Origin of the sequence: Micromonospora sp. U21 (assembly GCF_018070045.1) — a bacterium.
Lineage (GTDB): Bacteria > Actinomycetota > Actinomycetes > Mycobacteriales > Micromonosporaceae > Micromonospora.
Map to the genome: position 1 here is coordinate 282,086 of NZ_JAGPYK010000002.1, position 17,156 is coordinate 299,241.

A 17,156-nucleotide genomic window follows, 5' to 3' on the forward strand; every position below is an offset into this window, starting at 1 on the left:
TTCGCCGTCCGGAACCGGGCAGTGGCCTGGGTCACAGGCCGGAACAAGGGGAACGCTTTGTTACTTGAGTGAGACACGCTCAAGTCAACGCGATAGCAGGTGTTCGATGGCAACTCTTCCGGTACTTCCCCTGACCGACACCGTGCTGCTGCCCGGCATGGTCATCCCGGTGACCCTCGACCCGACCACCCAGGCCGCGGTCGACGCGGCCCGTGCGACCGGTGACCGCAAGCTGCTCGCCGTGCCCCGCATCGACGGCGAGTACGGCCCGGTGGGCACCGTCGCCACCATCGAGAAGGTCGGCCGACTGCCCGACGGCGAGCCGGCCGCGGTGGTCCGTGGCCTGTCCCGGTCCCGGATCGGCTCCGGCGTGCCCGGCCCGGGCGCCGCGCTCTGGGTCGAGGCGACCGAACTGACCGAACCCGCGCCCGCCGGTCGGGCGCGTGAACTCGCCCGCGAGTACCGCGCCCTGATGACGTCGGTGCTCCAGCAGCGTGGCGCCTGGCAGGTCATCGACGCGATCGAGCGGATGACCGACCTGTCCGAGCTGGCCGACTCGGCCGGCTACGTCTCCTGGCTGAGCCTGGAGCAGAAGACCGAGCTGCTCGCCGCGCCGGACGTCACCGCCCGGCTGGAGCTGCTGGTCGGCTGGGTGAAGGAACACCTGGCTGAGCAGGAGGTCACCGAGCAGATCAACACCGACGTCCGGGAGGGGCTGGAGAAGTCCCAGCGGGAGTTCCTGCTCCGCCAGCAGCTCGCCGCGATCCGCAAGGAGCTGGGTGAGGACGAGCCGGACGGCTCGGCCGACTACCGGTCCCGGGTCGAGGGCGCCGACCTGCCGGAGAAGGTCCGCGAGGCGGCCCTGCGCGAGGTCGGCAAGCTGGAGCGGGCCAGTGACGCCTCCCCGGAGGCCGGCTGGATCCGCACGTGGCTGGACACCGTGCTCGAGATGCCGTGGGGGACGCGTACCCAGGACAACACGGACCTGGCCGCGGCGCGGGCGGTGCTCGACGCCGACCACGCCGGCCTGGCCGACGTGAAGGACCGCATCCTGGAGTACCTCGCGGTGCGCAACCGCCGCGCTGAGCGCAACCTCGGCGTGGTCGGCGGTCGCGGCTCCGGCGCGGTGCTCGCCCTCGCCGGTCCGCCCGGGGTCGGCAAGACCAGCCTCGGCGAGTCGGTCGCCCGGGCGCTCGGACGCAACTTCGTGCGGGTGTCGCTCGGCGGCGTCCGCGACGAGGCGGAGATCCGCGGTCACCGGCGCACCTACGTCGGCGCGCTGCCCGGCCGGATCGTCCGCGCGCTGCGCGAGGCTGGCTCGATGAACCCGGTCGTGCTCCTCGACGAGGTGGACAAGCTGGCCGCCGGCTACGCCGGCGACCCGGCCGCCGCCCTGCTGGAGGTGCTCGACCCGGCGCAGAACCACACCTTCCGGGACCACTACCTGGAGGTCGACCTGGACCTGTCCGACGTGCTCTTCCTGGCCACCGCCAACGTGGTGGAGACCATCCCCGGCCCGCTGCTGGACCGGATGGAGCTGGTCACCCTGGACGGGTACACCGAGGACGAGAAGGTCGCCATCGCCCGGGACCACCTGCTGCCCCGGCAGCGGGAGCGGGCCGGGCTGACCGCCGAGGAGGTGAGCGTCGCCGACGAGGCACTGGCGCTGATCGCGGGGGAGTACACCCGGGAGGCCGGCGTCCGGCAGCTCGAGCGTGCCCTCGCCAAGATCCTGCGCAAGGTGGCGGTGGCGCTGACGACCGCCCCGGCGCCGGTCCGCGTCGACACCGGCAACCTCGCCAACTACCTGGGCCGGCCGAAGTTCACCCCGGAGTCGGCCGAGCGCACGGCGGTGCCGGGCGTGGCCACCGGCCTCGCCGTCACCGGCGCCGGTGGGGACGTGCTCTTCATCGAGGCGACCAGCATGGAGGGCGAGCCGGGGCTGACCCTGACCGGCCAGCTCGGTGACGTGATGAAGGAGTCGGCGCACATCGCCCTCTCCTACCTGCGCTCCAACGGGCGTCGGCTCGGCATCGACCCGAACGCTCTGGCCGCGCGCCGGATCCACCTGCACGTCCCGGCGGGCGCGGTGCCCAAGGACGGCCCCAGCGCCGGCATCACCATGGTGACCGCGTTGGCGTCACTGGTCACCGGCCGCCCGGTCCGCCCGGAGTTCGGGATGACCGGTGAGGTGACGCTCTCCGGTCGGGTGCTGCCCATCGGCGGGGTGAAGCAGAAGCTGCTCGCCGCGCACCGGGCCGGCCTCACCGAGGTGATCATCCCGGCGCGCAACGAGCCGGACCTGGACGACCTGCCGGCCGAGGTGCGCGACGCGCTGACCGTGCACACCCTGGCCGACGTGGCCGACGTGCTCGCCCTGGCGCTGCGCCCGACCGAGGTCAAGGCGCTGGACGGGCCGGCGCTCTTCGCGGTCTGACGCTCCAATCGTCAATGCCCCCGCCGTCCCGGACGGCGGGGGCATTGATGTGTACACGTATGGGTCTACTGTCTCGCTCGAACGCACAACGAGTCTCCCCGCCGCGAGGCGGTCCCTGGAGGAAACCCCCGTGAACGTGGTGCTCTGGATCATCCAGATCCTGCTCGCCGTCGTCTTCGCCGGCGCCGGCGCGGCCAAGCTGACGCAGCCCAAGGACAAGCTGCGCGACCTGATGCGGTGGGTGGACCCCGTCCCGCTGTCCCAGGTCAAGGCGCTCGGTGCCGTCGAGTTGCTGGCCGCCATCGGGCTCGTGCTGCCGCCGCTCACCGGCATCGCCACCGTGCTCACCCCGCTGGCCGCGCTCGGCCTGGTCATCGTCATGATCGGCGGCATACTGGTGCACCTGCGGGACATGAAGAAGCAGGACACGGAGGACCGGCGTCGGACGGAGATCCAGGGCGCGATCACGTGCGCGGTGCTGCTCGTCCTCGCGGCCGTGGTGGCGTGGGGTCGCTTCGGCCCGTACGCCTTCTGATCCTCCCGCCGGCGACCGTCGTACCCGGCGGTCGCCGGCGGTGCGCTCAGCGGTGGTCGCCGCCGCGGTCCCGGCGCACGGTGGCCTTGCGGCCCTTGATGGTGCTGCCGCGCAACCCGGCGATCACCTCGTCGGCCATCCCCTGCGGCACCTCAACCAGCGAGAACCGGTCGGCGATCTCGATCGAGCCGATGTCCCGGCCGCTGATCCCGGTCTCGCCGGTGATCGCGCCGACCAGATCCTGCGGGCGCACCCCCGCGCGCCGGCCCAGGCCGATGAAGACCTGGACGCCGTTGCCGCCCGGGCGCGGCCGGCCGCCACCGCGCCGGTCACCGCCCCGACCGCCGGCCTCCGGCCGGCCCTCGCGCGGGCCGCGCACCGGCGCCTGCGGGATCTCCTCCTCGTCGTCCGAGCCCGGTGAGGTCACCTCGTGTGCCAGCTTCACCGCGGCGAGGGCCACCTCCATCAGGTCGAACTCGTCCGTCAGCGTCTCCACGATCACCCGGTACGGGTCCAGGTCGTCCTCCAGCAGGCTCTCCCGCAGCGCCGCCTGGGTCAGCTCCAGCCGGCGGGTGCGCATGTCCGCCACCGTCGGGATCTTGTCGATGGTGATCCGCTGGCCGGTCACGCGTTCGATGGTCTTGAGCATCCGGTGCTCGCGGGGCTCGGCGAGGGTGATCGCCACGCCCTCCCGTCCGGCCCGGCCCACCCGGCCGATCCGGTGCACGTACGACTCCGGCGCCGACGGCACGTCGTAGTTGACCACGTGGGTGAGCTGCTCGACGTCCAGCCCGCGGGCCGCCACGTCGGTGGCGACCAGCAGGTCGGCGGTGCCGGCCCGCAGCCGCCCCATCACCCGGTCCCGCTGCTCCTGGCTCATCCCGCCGTGCAGCGCCTCGGAGCGGTAGCCCCGGCCGTTCATCGTCTCGGTCAGCCGGTCCACCTCCTCCCGGCTCCGGCAGAACACGATCGCCGCGGTGGGCGACTCGACGTCCAGCACCCGGCCCAGCGCGGCGGGCTTGTGCGCCCGGGTCACGATGTACGCGCTCTGCCGCACCCGGGGCGCCTCGCCGGCCACCTGCTGCTCCCGGCCGATCTCGATCCGTACCGGCTCCCGCAGGTGCTGGCGAGCCATCCCGTCGATCCGGGACGGCATCGTGGCCGAGAAGAGCACGGTCTGGCGCTGCGCCGGGGCGTGCTCCAGGATCGCCTCGATGTCCTCGGCGAAACCCATGTCGAGCATCTCGTCGGCCTCGTCGAGCACCACCGTGGCCAGCCCGCCCAGCCGCAGCGTGCCCCGGGCGATGTGGTCCAGCGCCCGCCCCGGGGTGGCCACCACCACGTCCACCCCGCTGTCCAGTGCCCGCAACTGCCGCCCGATCGGCTGCCCACCGTAGATCGGCAGCACCCGGGCGCCCAGGTCCTTGCCGTAGCGGTGGAACGCCTCGGACACCTGCACCGCCAGCTCACGGGTCGGCACCAGCACCAACGCCACCGGGTCCCCGCCGTCGCGGTGCGCCGGCATCCGGTGCAGCAGCGGTAGTGCGAACGCCGCCGTCTTGCCGGTGCCGGTGGCCGCCTGGCCCAGCAGGTCCCGACCCCCCAGCAGCGGTGGGATCGCCTCCCGCTGGATGGGGGTCGGCTCCTCGTAACCGAGGGCGGCCAGCGCGCCCAGCAGTTCGGCGCGCAGCCCCAGCTCCGTGAAGGCGTTCGCCTCGTCGGTGCCGTCGGGGGTGGTGTCGGTCGGTGCGTCGTGCTGTGCAGGTGCGGAACTCATGCGCCAAGCCTTTCATCACGCCGCCGCACCCGCTGCGGCGACCGGCACAACGCGCCGCGGGAGCCTCGGGCCGCCCGCCGGCCCGACCCCCACCGCCGGACGGTCCGCGACGGTGGGCGGCCCGCTCAGCCGGTGGTCAGGATCGCCAGGATCACGGCGACGCCCAGAATCGCGTCGAGCACGCCGCACCACTCGGCGTAGCCGCGCGGCACCACCCGGCCGCTGCGGTGGTGGGCCAGGTCCCAGCCGGCGTGCGCCAGCCAACCGAACGCCACCAGCCACGCGGCGGTCCGTCCGCCGGCCGTGACCGCGACCAGGGTCAGGGCGACCCAGCCGACCAGGCCGAGCAGTTGGGTGGTGAGCACGCCCGGTCCGCGTAGCGTGCCGCGGGCCAGGCCGATCACCAGGTATCCGCCGGGCAGCACCAGCATCGTCCAGGGGCTGAGCACCTTCGGGTCGAACACCATGTCCAGGCCCATGAGCAGCGCCAATCCGGTCGGCCAGCGGCGGGCGAGCGCCACCACGGCCGGATGCCGTCGTACCGGCACCGGCGTCTCGTGCCGGTGCCGCACCGCCACCAGCACCATCGCCGGCACCATCAGCAGGTGACCGCCGAGCAGCAGCGCGTCGCCGTCCAGCAGGCCGGCCCGAAACGGTACGAGCAGCAGCAGGAACGGGACGTACATCGCGGCGGCCATCTCGCCGACCGCACGCCACCGGTGTGCCCGGTACCGCATCCACACCGTCATGCCGACGGTCATGTTGGTGGCCATCACCAGCGCGGCCACCTCCGGGCGACCCAGCGCTCCGGCCAGCCCCAGCGCGGTGCCGGCCAGGTCCCACCACGGGGCGAGCAGCAGCATCCCGGCGACCATCGCGAGCGCCATCTCGGCGAGGTGCCACCGCAACCGCCGGGAACGGCCGGCCGCCGTCGTGGCTGGCGTGCCCGGCGCTGCCGGCCGGTCGGCCAACAGCGACCCGGCTGGCGGTACGGCGAGCGTGTCGGTGTGCGTCCATGTCTTCTCCATGCCGTCCAGCCTGGCGGCGACCCGGCGTTGGTGGGCAGGCCCGTCCGTCACCGGAAATCCGTGCGGATCGCACGGGTCGACCGTGACATCTCGCAGTGGTGGACCGTGCGCGGAGCCGCCCTAGGATCGGTGCGTGGCGAGCGAGGCGGTGACTCCCCGGGCGGACCGCCGGCTGCACCGGGCGCGGCAGGCGACCCTGCTGTCGCTGGCCACCGGCGTCTGGACGAGCGTGCTGCTGCCCGCCGTCGGCCTGACCCGGGACGCTGACCCCCGCCGCGTCGCGCTCGGCGCGATCGGCATCCTCGCCTTCGCGGCCACCCAGACCGCCGTGCTGTACGCGGCCGTGACGCCGTGGCTCGACCAGCGCTGGCGGCGCCGCGCCCAGCTGAGCCTGGCGGCGGTGGCGGTGCTGACCGTCCCGCTGGTGGGGCCCGTGGCGGCCGGTGCCTGGCAGACCTGGGCCTGGCTGGGCGCTTCGTTGATCGGCATGGCGCCGCTGCTGGTCCGTCACGCGGGCGCGCTGGCGGTGACCGCCGCCACCCTTCTCGTGTCGGCGGGCGTGGCGTGGTGGACCGGCGGCTCCGTCGGGCGGTACCTGGCCGTGAGCGGCGGAATCGGGGTGGGCGTCGCGGCCGTCAACTGGTTCCAGGTGTGGTTCTGGGACCTGCTGGTGGAGGCCCGGCAGGGCCAGGCCGCGCAGGCCCGGCTGGCCGCCGCCGAGGAGCGGCTGCGCTTCGCCCGCGACGTGCACGACGTCCTGGGGCACAGCCTCACCGTGATCGCGCTGAAGGCCGAACTCGCCGCCCGGCTGGCTCCGGTGGACCCGGAGCGGGCCGGCCGGGAGGCCACCGAGGTGCAGCGGCTCGCCGTGTCCGCACTGGCCGAGGTCCGGGAGACCGTGCACGGCTACCGCGCGGTCGACCTCGGCGAACAGTTGGCCGCCGTGGCGGGCGTGCTGCGCTCCTGCGGGCTGCGCTGCACGGTGCTTCCGCCACCGGCCGACCTGCCGCAGTCCGTCGCCACCGAGCTGGCGGTGGTGCTGCGCGAGGCGGGGACGAACGTCCTGCGGCACAGCCGGGCCGACTGGTGCCGGATCCACATCCATCGGGAGGGTGAGGTGGCCAGGATGACGGTGACCAACGACGGCGTCGACGACCGGGGTCCGGACGAGCACAGCCACGGCCTGCGCGGGCTGGCCGACCGGCTCGCCGCCGTCGGGGGCGAGCTGCGGGTGCGCCGCGAGGACGCGGTGTTCATCCTGGAAGCCATCGTGCCGGTGGCCTCGTGATCCGCGTCCTGCTCGCCGATGACGAGGAGCTGATGCGGGTCGCCGTCGCCGCGCTGCTCGGGCTCGAGCCGGACATCGAGGTGGTGGCCCAGGCCGCCGAGGGTCGGGCCGCGGTCGACGCCGCGCTGGCGCATCGTCCCGACGTGGCCGTGGTGGACCTGGAGATGCCTGGCCTGGACGGCATCGACGTGGCCGCCGAGCTGACCCGGGCACTGCCCGCCTGTGCGGTGGTGGTGTTGACCGGGCACGGCCGGCCGGGGCACCTGCGGCAGGCGTTGACGGCCGGAGCGCGGGGATTCCTGCCCAAGGGCTCGCCGGGCGGCGCGCTCGCCGACGTCATCCGCCGCGTGCACGGCGGCGGTCGGTACGTCGACCCGTCGCTCGCCGCGGATGCGCTGACCCTGCCCACCTGCCCGCTGACCCCCCGCGAGCTGGAGACGCTGCGGCTGGCCGAGTTCGGCGCTCCGGTGGCGGTGATCGCCCGCCGGGTGCACCTGTCCACCGGCACGGTGCGCAACCATCTCTCCGCCGCCGTGCAGAAGCTCGGCGCGGCCGACCGGGCCGATGCGGTGCGTACGGCCCGCGACAACGGCTGGCTCTGACCGGGCCGACCGTCCTGCGTCGCTCATCTCCCCTCGCCGGTGGCCTCCGGGGGTTGCGGGCCCGTTGAGCGGTGCAGCGAGCCCTAACCCGCCGGGCTAGCGTGGGTCGGTGCGTACGGTGGAACTGGTCTGCTCGGCCGGGTTGGACACCGCGGTCCGGTCCGCCTGGGACCGGCTGGCCGCGGCCGGGCTGCCCAGCCTGGCCCGCAACACCCACCCGACCAACCGGCCGCACCTGACCCTCGCCGCGGTGGACGGGTTCCCGCCCGGGGCCGAGCACCGCCTGGCCAACCTGTTCGACGCGGTGCTGCCGGTGCCGGTCACACTCGACCGCATCGTCGTCCTCGACGGCAGTGCCCCGTTGGTCTGGCTCGTGCGACCCGCGCCGGCGCTGACCGCGCTGCACGCCGCCGTCTGGGACGTCCTCGCCGACGCCGTCGGACATCGTCCGTGGCACGCGCCCGGTGCTTGGGTGCCGCACCTGAGCCTGGCCCTGCGGTTCCGCAACGCGGACCTGCGGCTGGCCCGGGCGGTCGCCGGCGGTCAGCGGCCGACAGGTGCCTTCGTCGCGGCCCGTAGCTACGACGGCGCCGACCGGACGGTGACGCCGCTGACCCACGTCTGAGCTGCCGCGACCGTCCGGTCCGGGTAACGGTCATCGCTCCGTCAGCATTACGTGGAGGGCCCGGTACCACGCTCGGCGTCGCACCGGGCCCCTCCCTGTCGTGTCAGCGGTAGAAGCGCAGGTAGTCGAAATCGGCGGTGACCGGCGGCTCGGCGCCGCCGTGCGCGACCAGCCCGATCCGCGGGGTGGTGTCGGCCGGGAAGGTCCACACCGCACCCCACGTCCAGTTCCGCCCGTCCCGGCTGGAGCCGGCCCGGAACTCGTGCTCTCCGGTGGCCGGGTCGAGGTGGTGCGCCAGCCGCAGCCAGGTGGTGGTGGCCGGGGTGCCGACGATGCTGCCGCCGTACACCGGCTGGCCGGCGAAGGGCAGCTCGTAGCCGTACTCGACCTGCCGGGTGTTCCAGATCGCGACCTGGGCCAGCCGGGCGAACCGGTCGTCGTCCACGTACGCGACCAGCCCGGCCTGCTGGTAGTTGCGGACCGTCTCCTCGCCCAGGTCCAGCGTCACCTTCGTCTCCACCACGTAGTCGCCGCGCGGCGCGTCGCGCAGCAGCACCGCTGCGGTGTTGCCGGTGCCGGTCAGGTCGGCGGCCTGTACCGGCCAGTGCAGCGCGCCGCCAGCGACGGTGGCCGCGGGGTCCTCGCGGACCCACCGCCAGTCGCCGTCCAGGCCGTCGCCGAACTCGTCGGAGTACGCCCGCAGCGGCGCGCCGATCCGGGGCTCGGGCACCGCCCGCCGGGCCGGCTCGTACAGCCCGGCCACGCTGACGTTGTCGAACACGGCCGGGCCGCCGGTGGCGGTCAGTCCCGGTCGACCGGCGACCGGACGATCGAGGCGCAGCGACACCACGGCGAGCTGGTCACCGAGCCGGGCCGGGCTCAGCTCGGCGACGAGCTGCCGGCCGCGTACCTCGATGGCCAGGTTGTGCCGGTCGGCCAGGTCGAGCCCGGCGGGCAGCGGCGCGGTGGCGCGCCGGTCGCCGTCGCGGGCCACCAGCCGGCCGGCCGCGTCCACCCGGACCTCGACCCGGTCGCCGAGGGTGATCCCGGCGGTGGCCGCGCCGGTCAGCCGCAGGTCGGCCTCCGCCCGGACGTCGCCGCCGACGGTGGTCCGGCTGGTCAGTGCGCCGCTGCCAGTGAGCTGGCCGTCGGTGACCCGCCAGTCGCCGGCGGCACGTCGCCAGCCGGCCAGCCCGGCGGCGCCGAACCGGTCGTCGACCCGGCCGGTGGTCACCGGCGCGGGCCGGGCGCCGTCGGACGGACCGGCGCCGGCGTTCACCGTCGGCCAGCCGTCGATCCAGTCGAGCCGGTCCAGCAGCATCGGGCGTTCGTTGATGCCGAACGGCTCGTCCAGGTACGGGTCGGCGCGGTCGATGGCGTGGTAGACGATCCAGTCCTGGCCGGACAGGTCCGTGAGGAAGCCGTTGTGCCCCGTGCCGATCCACCGGTTGCCGTTCTGGGTGAGCACCGGTGTGCCGCCGGCCCGGGAGGCGGTCAGCGCGACGCCGTCGCGGTCGGTGAACGGACCACGCGGGCTGCGCGCGCGTCCGACCTGGACGGAGTAGCCGGTGGCCGGGCCGGCGCAGCAGTTCGCGGTGGAGGCGAACAGGTAGTACCAGCCATCGTGGCGCAGCACGTAGCTGCCCTCGAACTTGTTGTCGATCGCCACAAGTGTCGGCGTGCCGACCGCGGTCAGCCCGTCCGGGCTGAGCTCGGTGACCGATATGCCGCCGTAGTAGCTGCCGTGGTAAAGGTAGCCGCGGCCGTCGACGTCGGTGAACTGGCTGGGGTCGATGGTCCACAGGTAGCCACCACCACCGCCGGGACGCGGTGCGACGACCGGCTGTGCGGCGAAGGTCCACGGCCCGGTCGGGGTGGGGGCGGTGGCGGCGCCGATGGCGTAGTCGCTGCCCTCGGTGGAGACCGTGGTGTCGGTGACCGTCACGTACATGACCCACCGGTCGCCGAGGCGGCGCACGTCCGGCGCCCAGAACCCCGCCCCGGGCGCCGCGTACGGCGGGCGCTGGTCGGGGCCGAACGCGTCGCCGACGTACGTCCAGTCGACCAGGTCGGCCGAGCGGGCGGTGGGCACGCGGTGGAACTCGTGCTCGCCCTCGCGGAGCGGGTCGGTGGTGCCGTAGGCGTACCAGAAGCCGTCGTCGCCGCGGACGATGACCGGATCGGCGAGGGTGTCGCCGACGGCGGTCGAGATCGGGTTGCGGTAGCGGGACGGGCCGTCGGAGCCGACAGCGGGAGCGGGTGAGCCGGCGGCCAGGATCAGACCGAGCCCGGCGGCGAGCGCGCCACCGCGGCGGAGATGTCGCATGTGGACCTGCCTTGGGGGAGTTGGCGGTGCATCGACAAGGGCGGTGTGTGCCTCCGTTTCTACAACGATGGATACAACGTTGTAAAGACCGTCGGAGTCGGACCCCTCTGACGAGTACGTCGCTGGCCGGGGCGATGATGGGGCGATGAGCGCTGTCACCGAGGGCCGGGGCCTGGCCGAGCTGGCCGCCCTGCTGGCCGACGGCACCCGGGCCGGCATCTGCCTCGCGCTGCTCGACGGCCGCGCCTGGACGGCTGGGGAGCTGGCCCGGCGGGCCGGGGTCGCGCCGTCGACCGCGAGCGACCACCTCACCCGGCTGGTCCGGGGTGGGCTGCTGGTCGAGGAGCGGCAGGGCCGGCACCGCTACCTGCGGCTGGCCGGACCGTCGGTGGCCCAGCTGATCGAGAGCCTGGCCGGGCACGCCCCGGCCGCACCCGCGCCGACCGGGTCGCTGCGGGCGACCATCGCCGGTGCCGCTCTGGCGTACGCCCGCACCTGCTACGACCACCTCGCCGGGCGGCTGGGCGTGCTGATGTACGACGCGCTGCTGGACGACGGGCGGCTGGACCGGGCCAGCGGGCTGACGCTGACGCCCGACGGGTGGGCCTGGGCGGCCGGGCTGGGCGTACCGGTGGACGTGCTGCGCAGCGCTCGGCGCCCGGTGGTCCGGGACTGCCTGGACTGGACCGAGCGCCGGCCGCACCTGGCCGGCGCGCTCGGCGCGGCGCTGTGCCGTCGCTTCGCCGAGCTGGGCTGGACCACACGGAGCACCGGCCGCGCCGTCCGATTGACTCCGACCGGCCGTCCCGCCCTGGCCGACACCCTGGACATCCCCGAGGAGAAGTTGAGCTTCGCCCCGTCCCCGCCACCCAGCAGCGGCCGAGCCTGACCCCTGGCTCCGGCGTCGTGCGCGATCATGGCGGCGGGGCGGGGCCGGCGGGATTGTTCGGTGGGGGGCGAACGGTCCGGGTTCTACGGTCGGGCGGTGACTGATCGCTGGCCCGTTGTTCCGCCCGCTGCCGAAGTGCCGGCGTGCGGGCCTCCCAGGTTCGAGACCGGCAGCGGTTGGTGGGTGACCCGGCACGCCGACGTCCGGGCGGCTCTGACCGATCCGGCCTTTCAGGTACCGGCCGTGGACACCGGGCCACCCGGCACCCTCGCGTGGCTGCGCGGCGCCGTCAGCCGGTTCAGCACGCCGGAGCGGCACGCCGAGCGCCGGGCGATCGGGGTGACCGCGCTGTCCGCGCTGGACCCGGGCGAGCTGCGGCACGAGGCGGCCCGCCGGAGCGCCGCCGCCCTGGACCAGGCCGGTGCCCACCTCGACGTGATGCGCGAACTGGCCAGGCCGGTGCCGCTTCGGGTGCTGGCCGACCGACTCGGCCTCACCGATCCGGCCGCCGCCGGGACGGCGGTCGCGGCCGTCGCCGCCGCGTACCACCCGGGAGCCGGTCCGGCGCTGGTCCGGCGCGCCGACCGGGCGGTGGCGACGCTGCTGACGCTCTGCCCGCCGGCCACGCCGGAGATACGGGCGAACCTGATCGGCCTGCTGGTCCAGGCGTGCGACGCGACCGCCGGCCTGATCGGCGCCGCCGCCCACCATCTGCTGCCCGCTGACCGCGAGGCCGCCGACCCGCCAGCCGGGAAGCGACCGGCCGACCCGCCGGCCCGAGAACAAGCGGGCCTGCCCCTCCGGGAGGGGACGGCGGACCTGTTGGCCGAGGTGCTGCGGATCGACCCGCCGGTCCGGGCCACCCGGCGGGTCACCGTCGCCGCGGTACGGCTGGGCGGCCAGGACCTGCCAGCGGGTAGCCCGGTGCTGCTCCGGTTCGACGCCGCCAACCGCGACCCGGAGGCGTTCGCCGAGCCGGCCGCGTTCCGGCCCGGCCGGCCCGGCGCCGGGCTGCTCACCTTCGGCGCGGGGGAGCGCGGCTGCCCCGGCGACCGGCACGCCCTGGCCCTCGCCACCGGGGTGCTCGACGTGCTGCGGGAGCGCTGCCTGCGTACCCGTGATCTCCTGCGGCACGAGCCGCACCCGACCCTGCGGATACCGACGACCCTGGGGGTGACCGTCCGATGATCGACCGCCGTGCCGCGTTCCGCGCCCTGCACCACACCGGCCGCCCGCTGCTGCTGCCGAACGCCTGGGACCACGCCTCGGCGGCGGCGCTCGCCGCGCAAGGCCATCCGGCGATCGGCACCACCAGTCTCGGGGTCGCCGCGGCGGCCGGCCGGCCCGACGGCGTGGCGGCCACCGGACCCGAGACCCTGGCCCTGGCGCGCCGGCTCGGCCGGCTGCCGGTGCTGCTCACCGTCGACGTGGAGGCCGGGTTCAGCGACGATCCGGGCGCGGTCGCCGGGTATGTTGCGGAGTTGGCCGGGCTCGGCGCGGTCGGGGTCAACCTGGAGGACGGGCGGGCCGACGGCACCCTGGCCGATCCGGAGTGCACCGCCGACAAGATCGCGGCGGTGAAGGCCGCGGTGCCGGACCTGTTCGTCAACGCCCGCACCGACACCTGGTGGCTCGGGGTGGCCGACCCGCTGCCGCGGACCCTGGCCCGCGCCCGGGCCTACCGGGCCGCCGGCGCCGACGGGATCTTCGTGCCCGGCACCGTCGACCTGGCGACGCTGCGGGTGCTGACCGAACGGATCGACGCGCCGCTGAACGCGCTGTACCAGCCGGGTGGGCCGGGGCTGGACCAGCTGGGCCGGGCCGGGGTCGCCCGGGTCAGCACCGGCTCATTGCTGTTCCGGGCCGCGCTGGCCGCCGCCGTCGCCACCGCCGACGCGGTCCGTGCCGCCGGGTTCACGGCGCCGCCGGGGCTGCCGTCGTACGCCGAGGTGCAGGGCCTGGTGCCGGCGGACGCGGACTGACGGTCGTCGCCGCGCCCGGGCGGTGGTTCGTCACCGCGCGGCGCGCCTGCCGTGCCTCGGCCCCGCCGCTCCCTTCGGGGTAGATAGGAGGATTGTTCGGTCCATTCCGGTCCCGATGATTACGGTGTGTTGAGGGCGATCTACCGACAGTCGTGACCGGAGAAGGGACCCCCGTCATGCGAGTGCCCAGCCGTAGTCCGGGACAGCAACCCCGTCCGCCCGTGTCGCCCACCACCCCGGCTCGCCGGCGGCCCTCCGGCACCACTCCCCGTCGCCTTCCCGCCACCGCCCCCGACCTCGCCGCCTACCGGGCGGCCGTCGCCGACCTGCTGGTCGAGGTGGGTGCCCTGGCCGACGCGGCCAGCACCCGGGCCCGTCAGGTACTCATCGACGAGCGGCTGCGCGAACCTGCACTCGCCGCGGTGCTCGACGCCACCCCGCAGGGGCTGATCGGCGCGCGCGAGACGCTGTTGCTGGAGATGGCGCGCTACCAGCCGAACGAGCGCACCTCGGCGCGTGACCTCACCGCGCTGGTCCGGATCTACCTGCTCTCCCGCATCGACGTGCTGTGGTGGCAGGACGCCCCCACCTTCGTCACCGACGACCAGGTCAACGGCAGTGCCGACCTGATCGACCTGGAGTGGCTGCGTCGCCGCGACCTGCTGTGCTTCCGCTACCAGCAGCAGCCCGCCACCATGCTGGGGCGGGCCGCGCGAGCGCTGCGTCGCCGGCTGCGGCCGGACGCCACCCCGCGCACCGCCGGGCTATTGTTCCGGCGTGCCCGGCGGGAGGTGGTCGCGCTGCTCAACGAGATCGGGCGGGAGTTCGCCGCGGCGGCGCCGCCGGCCACCCCGCCGCTCTGGGTGACCAGTCTGGTCCGCAGCACCGAGCACCAGTACCGGCTGCGCCGCCTGGGCTACGCCGCGATGCTGCCCAGCGGGCACTGCCTCGGCTACTCGATGGACGTCGAGCTGGCCTGGTACGAGCGCTTCGGCGCACGCGAAACGCTGGCGGAACTGCTGCTGGCCCGGCAGGAGGCCGGCGAGCTCAACGTGATCGACGAGGGGCAGGCCTGGCACCTCTGTCTCGCGCCCACCGCCCGACGTCGGCTGCGCCGCGCGTACGAAGCCGAGATGGGGGTCTGAGCCGGTGTGCGGCATCGCGTTGAGCATCGGCCCCGAGGCCGACCCGGCGACCTTCCGGCGGATGCTCAGCGTCCTCGCCTCCCGTGGCGAGGTCACCGAGACCCGGTCCGAGAGCGGCTTGCTGGCCGGCACCCGCCGGCTGCGGGTGGTGGACCGGGACCGGGCCGTGCAGCCGTGGACCTCGGCCGACGAGCGCTGGCTGCTCTGCTTCAACGGGGAGATATTCAACCACCGGGAGTTGCGCGCGCAGTTGACCCGGCTCGGGCAGGTGTTCCGCACGGAGAGCGACACCGAGGTGCTGCTCGCCGCGTTCGAGCAGTGGGGCGAGGCGGCGGTGACCCGGCTGCGTGGTGAGTACGCCTTCGCGGTCGTCGAGCGCGGCACCGGCCGGGCGTACCTGGCCCGCGACCCGCTCGGGGTGAAGCCGCTGTACTGGTCGCGGCGACCCGGTTGCCTGCACCTTGCCTCGGAGGTCAAGGCGCTGGTCGGGCACGGCGCCCCGATCGCCGAGGTGCCGCCCGGGCACCACGGCTGGGCGGCACCGGACGGCCACGTGCGGCTGCGCCCGTACGTGGACCTGCTCACCCTCGGCGACGGCCTGCCGGTCATCGACGACCCGGACGAGGCCGCCGTGCTCGTCCATGCCGCGCTGACCGACGCGATCCGGATGCGGGTGGAGACCGACCTCACCGTCGGCGTGGTGCTCTCCGGCGGGTTGGACAGCTCGTTCACCCTGCGGCAGGTGCGGGACATGCACCCGAACTGCGTGGCGGTGACGGTCGGCGTGCCGGACAGCCCGGACGTGGCGTACGCGCGGCGGTTCGCCGCCGACCTCGGCGTGCCGCACGAGGTGATCGAGCTGCGCCCGCGCGACATCCGGCTGACCGACGTGCGCGAGGCGATCCGGATCTCCGAGCTGACCGAGTACGGCGACATCATCAACGCGGTGGTCTCGGTGCCGATCTTCCGGCGTCTGCGCGCGCTGGGCATCAAGGTGGTGCTCACCGGCGACGGCTCCGACGAGCTGTTCGGCGGGTACCCGATGTACCGCCAGGTCGACCCCGTCGCCTCCCGTCGGCTGTTCCTGCACCGGATCCGCAACCTGTGCCGGACCGAGTTGCAGCGGGTCGACCGGGCGGCCATGGGCCACGGTGTCGAGGCCCGGGTGCCGTTCCTCGACCTGAGCGTGGTCGAGTTGGCGATGCGCCTGCCGCTCGAGCTGAAGCTGCGCGACGGGCAGGAGAAGTGGATCGTCCGGAGGGCGTTCGCCGACGTGCTGCCCGACTACATCCGCCGGCGGCCGAAGAACCCGATGTCGTACTCCACCGGGCTGCACGAGCGGGTCCGGCTGTACAAGCCGCTCTTCGCCCGGCTGCACCGCTCGTTCGGCTACGACCTGCTGGAGCCGGTCCGCCGGGACTTCGACACCGTGCTGAGCCGGTGCGGCAACGACCTGGACCGGGCCATCGCCGACGGGCTGAGCCGGCCCGACTACACCGTCCTGGAGCACGCCCGTGACCTGGTCGGGGCGGCGAAGTGGAACGCCGCGCCGGTGGTGCGCCGGCTGGTCGCTCCCCGCCCGCCCCGCCGGTCGCCGGTCGGCTGACCGGTTACCCGACCCGTGACTCCGCACCGGCACTGACCGCACCGGGGTCAGCGCCGGGTCCGATCGCCGCCAGCACCCGCGCGCTCGGCGGGCCAGGCTGGACGGATGACGAACACCATCACGTTCCGCGTCCGCGCCCTGCCGGCCGCGGTGCTCGACACCGTCCGCCGCACCAGTCGCGACGCCGCCGACCAACCCGTCGAGGCGCTCCCCGCCGGTGGCGGGGAACCCCTGCGCTGCTGCCTGACCGATGCCGAGGCGGGGGAGGCGCTGCTCCTCTTCGGGTACGCGCCGCCGGTGGCCGCCGGGCCGTACCGGGAAATCGGCCCGGTCTTCGCGCACGCCACCGCCTGCCCGGGTCCGGACCGGGCGGCCGGCCATCCGCCGGCCTGGCGGGGGCGACCCCAGGTCCTGCGGGCGTACGACCGGAGGGGCCGGATCCATGGCGGCCGGCTGCACGACGGCACCGACCCGGAGGCGGTGATCGCCGAGCTGTTCGCGGACCCGGCGGTGCACCACCTGCACAGCCGCAACGTGGTGTACGGCTGCTTCATGTTCGCCGTGGAGCGGGCGACGTAGCTCCGCTCAGGGGACCGGCGGTCAGCTCGCCAGCAGCAGCGCGCCGACCGCGGCGAGCGTGCCGGTGACCGCGAGCACGGCGCTGGTCACCACGAACCGGGTCACCGGCACCGCCACCCCGGCCGCCCGGCACCGCTCGAACCACAGCAGGGTGCGGGCGGGCGGCGCGCCGACGGCAGGTTTCACGTCGGGTCACGCTGGCACAATGTCCGACCGGCCGCCTCCGCTGCGGCCGCCTTGGTAACCGGTCCCACCAGCATGGGTGCCGTCCACGCTGGTCGGAGAGACACCGACGGGATCACGCTGGGCGGGAACCCGACAGACGGTACCGGCGCGG

At 74.6% G+C, this 17,156-nt stretch carries 15 protein-coding genes; 11 read left to right on the plus strand and 4 right to left on the minus strand.

All coding sequences use genetic code 11. The annotated features are described in order from the left end of the window. The first annotated feature begins 106 nt into the window (after positions 1–106). Both lon and KBX63_RS04040 read left to right on the plus strand, forming a co-directional pair. Positions 107–2,437 (plus strand): endopeptidase La, encoded by a 2,331-nt coding sequence (gene lon, locus KBX63_RS04035; protein ID WP_210908314.1) that lies wholly within the window; start codon positions 107–109, stop codon positions 2,435–2,437. A gap of 130 nt (positions 2,438–2,567) precedes the next feature. Beyond that, complete coding sequence (locus tag KBX63_RS04040) at positions 2,568–2,972, plus strand: DoxX family protein (RefSeq protein ID WP_210908316.1); 405 nt, start codon at positions 2,568–2,570, stop codon at positions 2,970–2,972. A gap of 46 nt (positions 2,973–3,018) precedes the next feature. Here the strand turns inward: KBX63_RS04040 and KBX63_RS04045 are convergent, their stop codons facing one another. Together KBX63_RS04045 and KBX63_RS04050 are read right to left on the minus strand one after the other, a co-directional pair. Continuing rightward, positions 3,019–4,749, minus strand: a complete 1,731-nt coding sequence (locus tag KBX63_RS04045) for a DEAD/DEAH box helicase (RefSeq protein WP_210908318.1) — start codon at positions 4,747–4,749, stop codon at positions 3,019–3,021. A gap of 125 nt (positions 4,750–4,874) precedes the next feature. Then, on the minus strand, positions 4,875–5,828 hold the full coding sequence (locus KBX63_RS04050; RefSeq protein WP_307871604.1) for a hypothetical protein: 954 nt from the start codon (positions 5,826–5,828) through the stop codon (positions 4,875–4,877). An 82-nt stretch (positions 5,829–5,910) separates the two neighbouring features. Here KBX63_RS04050 and KBX63_RS04055 point away from each other — a divergent pair, with 82 nt between their 5' ends. From KBX63_RS04055 to KBX63_RS04065, 3 genes are all read left to right on the plus strand, one after another. After that, entirely contained in the window at positions 5,911–7,065 is a 1,155-nt protein-coding gene (locus KBX63_RS04055; protein ID WP_210908320.1) for a histidine kinase, read from the plus strand. Next, positions 7,062–7,667, plus strand: coding sequence for a DNA-binding response regulator (locus KBX63_RS04060; RefSeq protein WP_210908322.1), 606 nt, complete (start codon positions 7,062–7,064; stop codon positions 7,665–7,667). The genes KBX63_RS04055 and KBX63_RS04060 overlap by 4 nt, the downstream gene beginning before the upstream one ends. Positions 7,668–7,776: 109 nt before the next feature. Continuing rightward, on the plus strand, positions 7,777–8,292 hold the full coding sequence (locus KBX63_RS04065; RefSeq protein WP_210908324.1) for a 2'-5' RNA ligase family protein: 516 nt from the start codon (positions 7,777–7,779) through the stop codon (positions 8,290–8,292). 103 nt (positions 8,293–8,395) lie between these two features. Here the strand turns inward: KBX63_RS04065 and KBX63_RS04070 are convergent, their stop codons facing one another. Next, entirely contained in the window at positions 8,396–10,618 is a 2,223-nt protein-coding gene (locus KBX63_RS04070) for a family 43 glycosylhydrolase (RefSeq protein ID WP_210908326.1), read from the minus strand. Positions 10,619–10,763: 145 nt separating this feature from the next. Here KBX63_RS04070 and KBX63_RS04075 point away from each other — a divergent pair, with 145 nt between their 5' ends. From KBX63_RS04075 to KBX63_RS04100, 6 genes are all read left to right on the plus strand, one after another. Then, positions 10,764–11,507, plus strand: a complete 744-nt coding sequence (locus tag KBX63_RS04075) for a helix-turn-helix transcriptional regulator (RefSeq protein WP_210908328.1) — start codon at positions 10,764–10,766, stop codon at positions 11,505–11,507. 183 nt (positions 11,508–11,690) lie between these two features. After that, a complete protein-coding gene (locus tag KBX63_RS04080; RefSeq protein WP_307871605.1) occupies positions 11,691–12,695 on the plus strand; it encodes a cytochrome P450 in 1,005 nt (334 codons plus the stop codon). After that, positions 12,692–13,489: an isocitrate lyase/phosphoenolpyruvate mutase family protein gene (locus tag KBX63_RS04085; RefSeq protein WP_210908331.1), complete on the plus strand. Its 798-nt coding sequence runs from the start codon at positions 12,692–12,694 to the stop codon at positions 13,487–13,489. The genes KBX63_RS04080 and KBX63_RS04085 overlap by 4 nt, the downstream gene beginning before the upstream one ends. Before the next feature lie 176 nt (positions 13,490–13,665). Further along, a complete protein-coding gene (locus KBX63_RS04090) occupies positions 13,666–14,634 on the plus strand; it encodes a DUF5715 family protein (RefSeq protein WP_210908333.1) in 969 nt (322 codons plus the stop codon). Positions 14,635–14,638: 4 nt separating this feature from the next. Beyond that, positions 14,639–16,240 (plus strand): asparagine synthetase B, encoded by a 1,602-nt coding sequence (locus KBX63_RS04095; protein ID WP_210908335.1) that lies wholly within the window; start codon positions 14,639–14,641, stop codon positions 16,238–16,240. A gap of 105 nt (positions 16,241–16,345) precedes the next feature. Continuing rightward, the gene (locus KBX63_RS04100; protein ID WP_210908336.1) at positions 16,346–16,819 is read left to right on the plus strand and encodes a DUF1203 domain-containing protein; all 474 of its coding nucleotides are present in this window, start codon (positions 16,346–16,348) and stop codon (positions 16,817–16,819) included. A 21-nt stretch (positions 16,820–16,840) separates the two neighbouring features. Here the strand turns inward: KBX63_RS04100 and KBX63_RS04105 are convergent, their stop codons facing one another. Continuing rightward, the gene (locus KBX63_RS04105) at positions 16,841–17,005 is read right to left on the minus strand and encodes a hypothetical protein (protein WP_247661626.1); all 165 of its coding nucleotides are present in this window, start codon (positions 17,003–17,005) and stop codon (positions 16,841–16,843) included. Positions 17,006–17,156 lie beyond the last annotated feature (151 nt).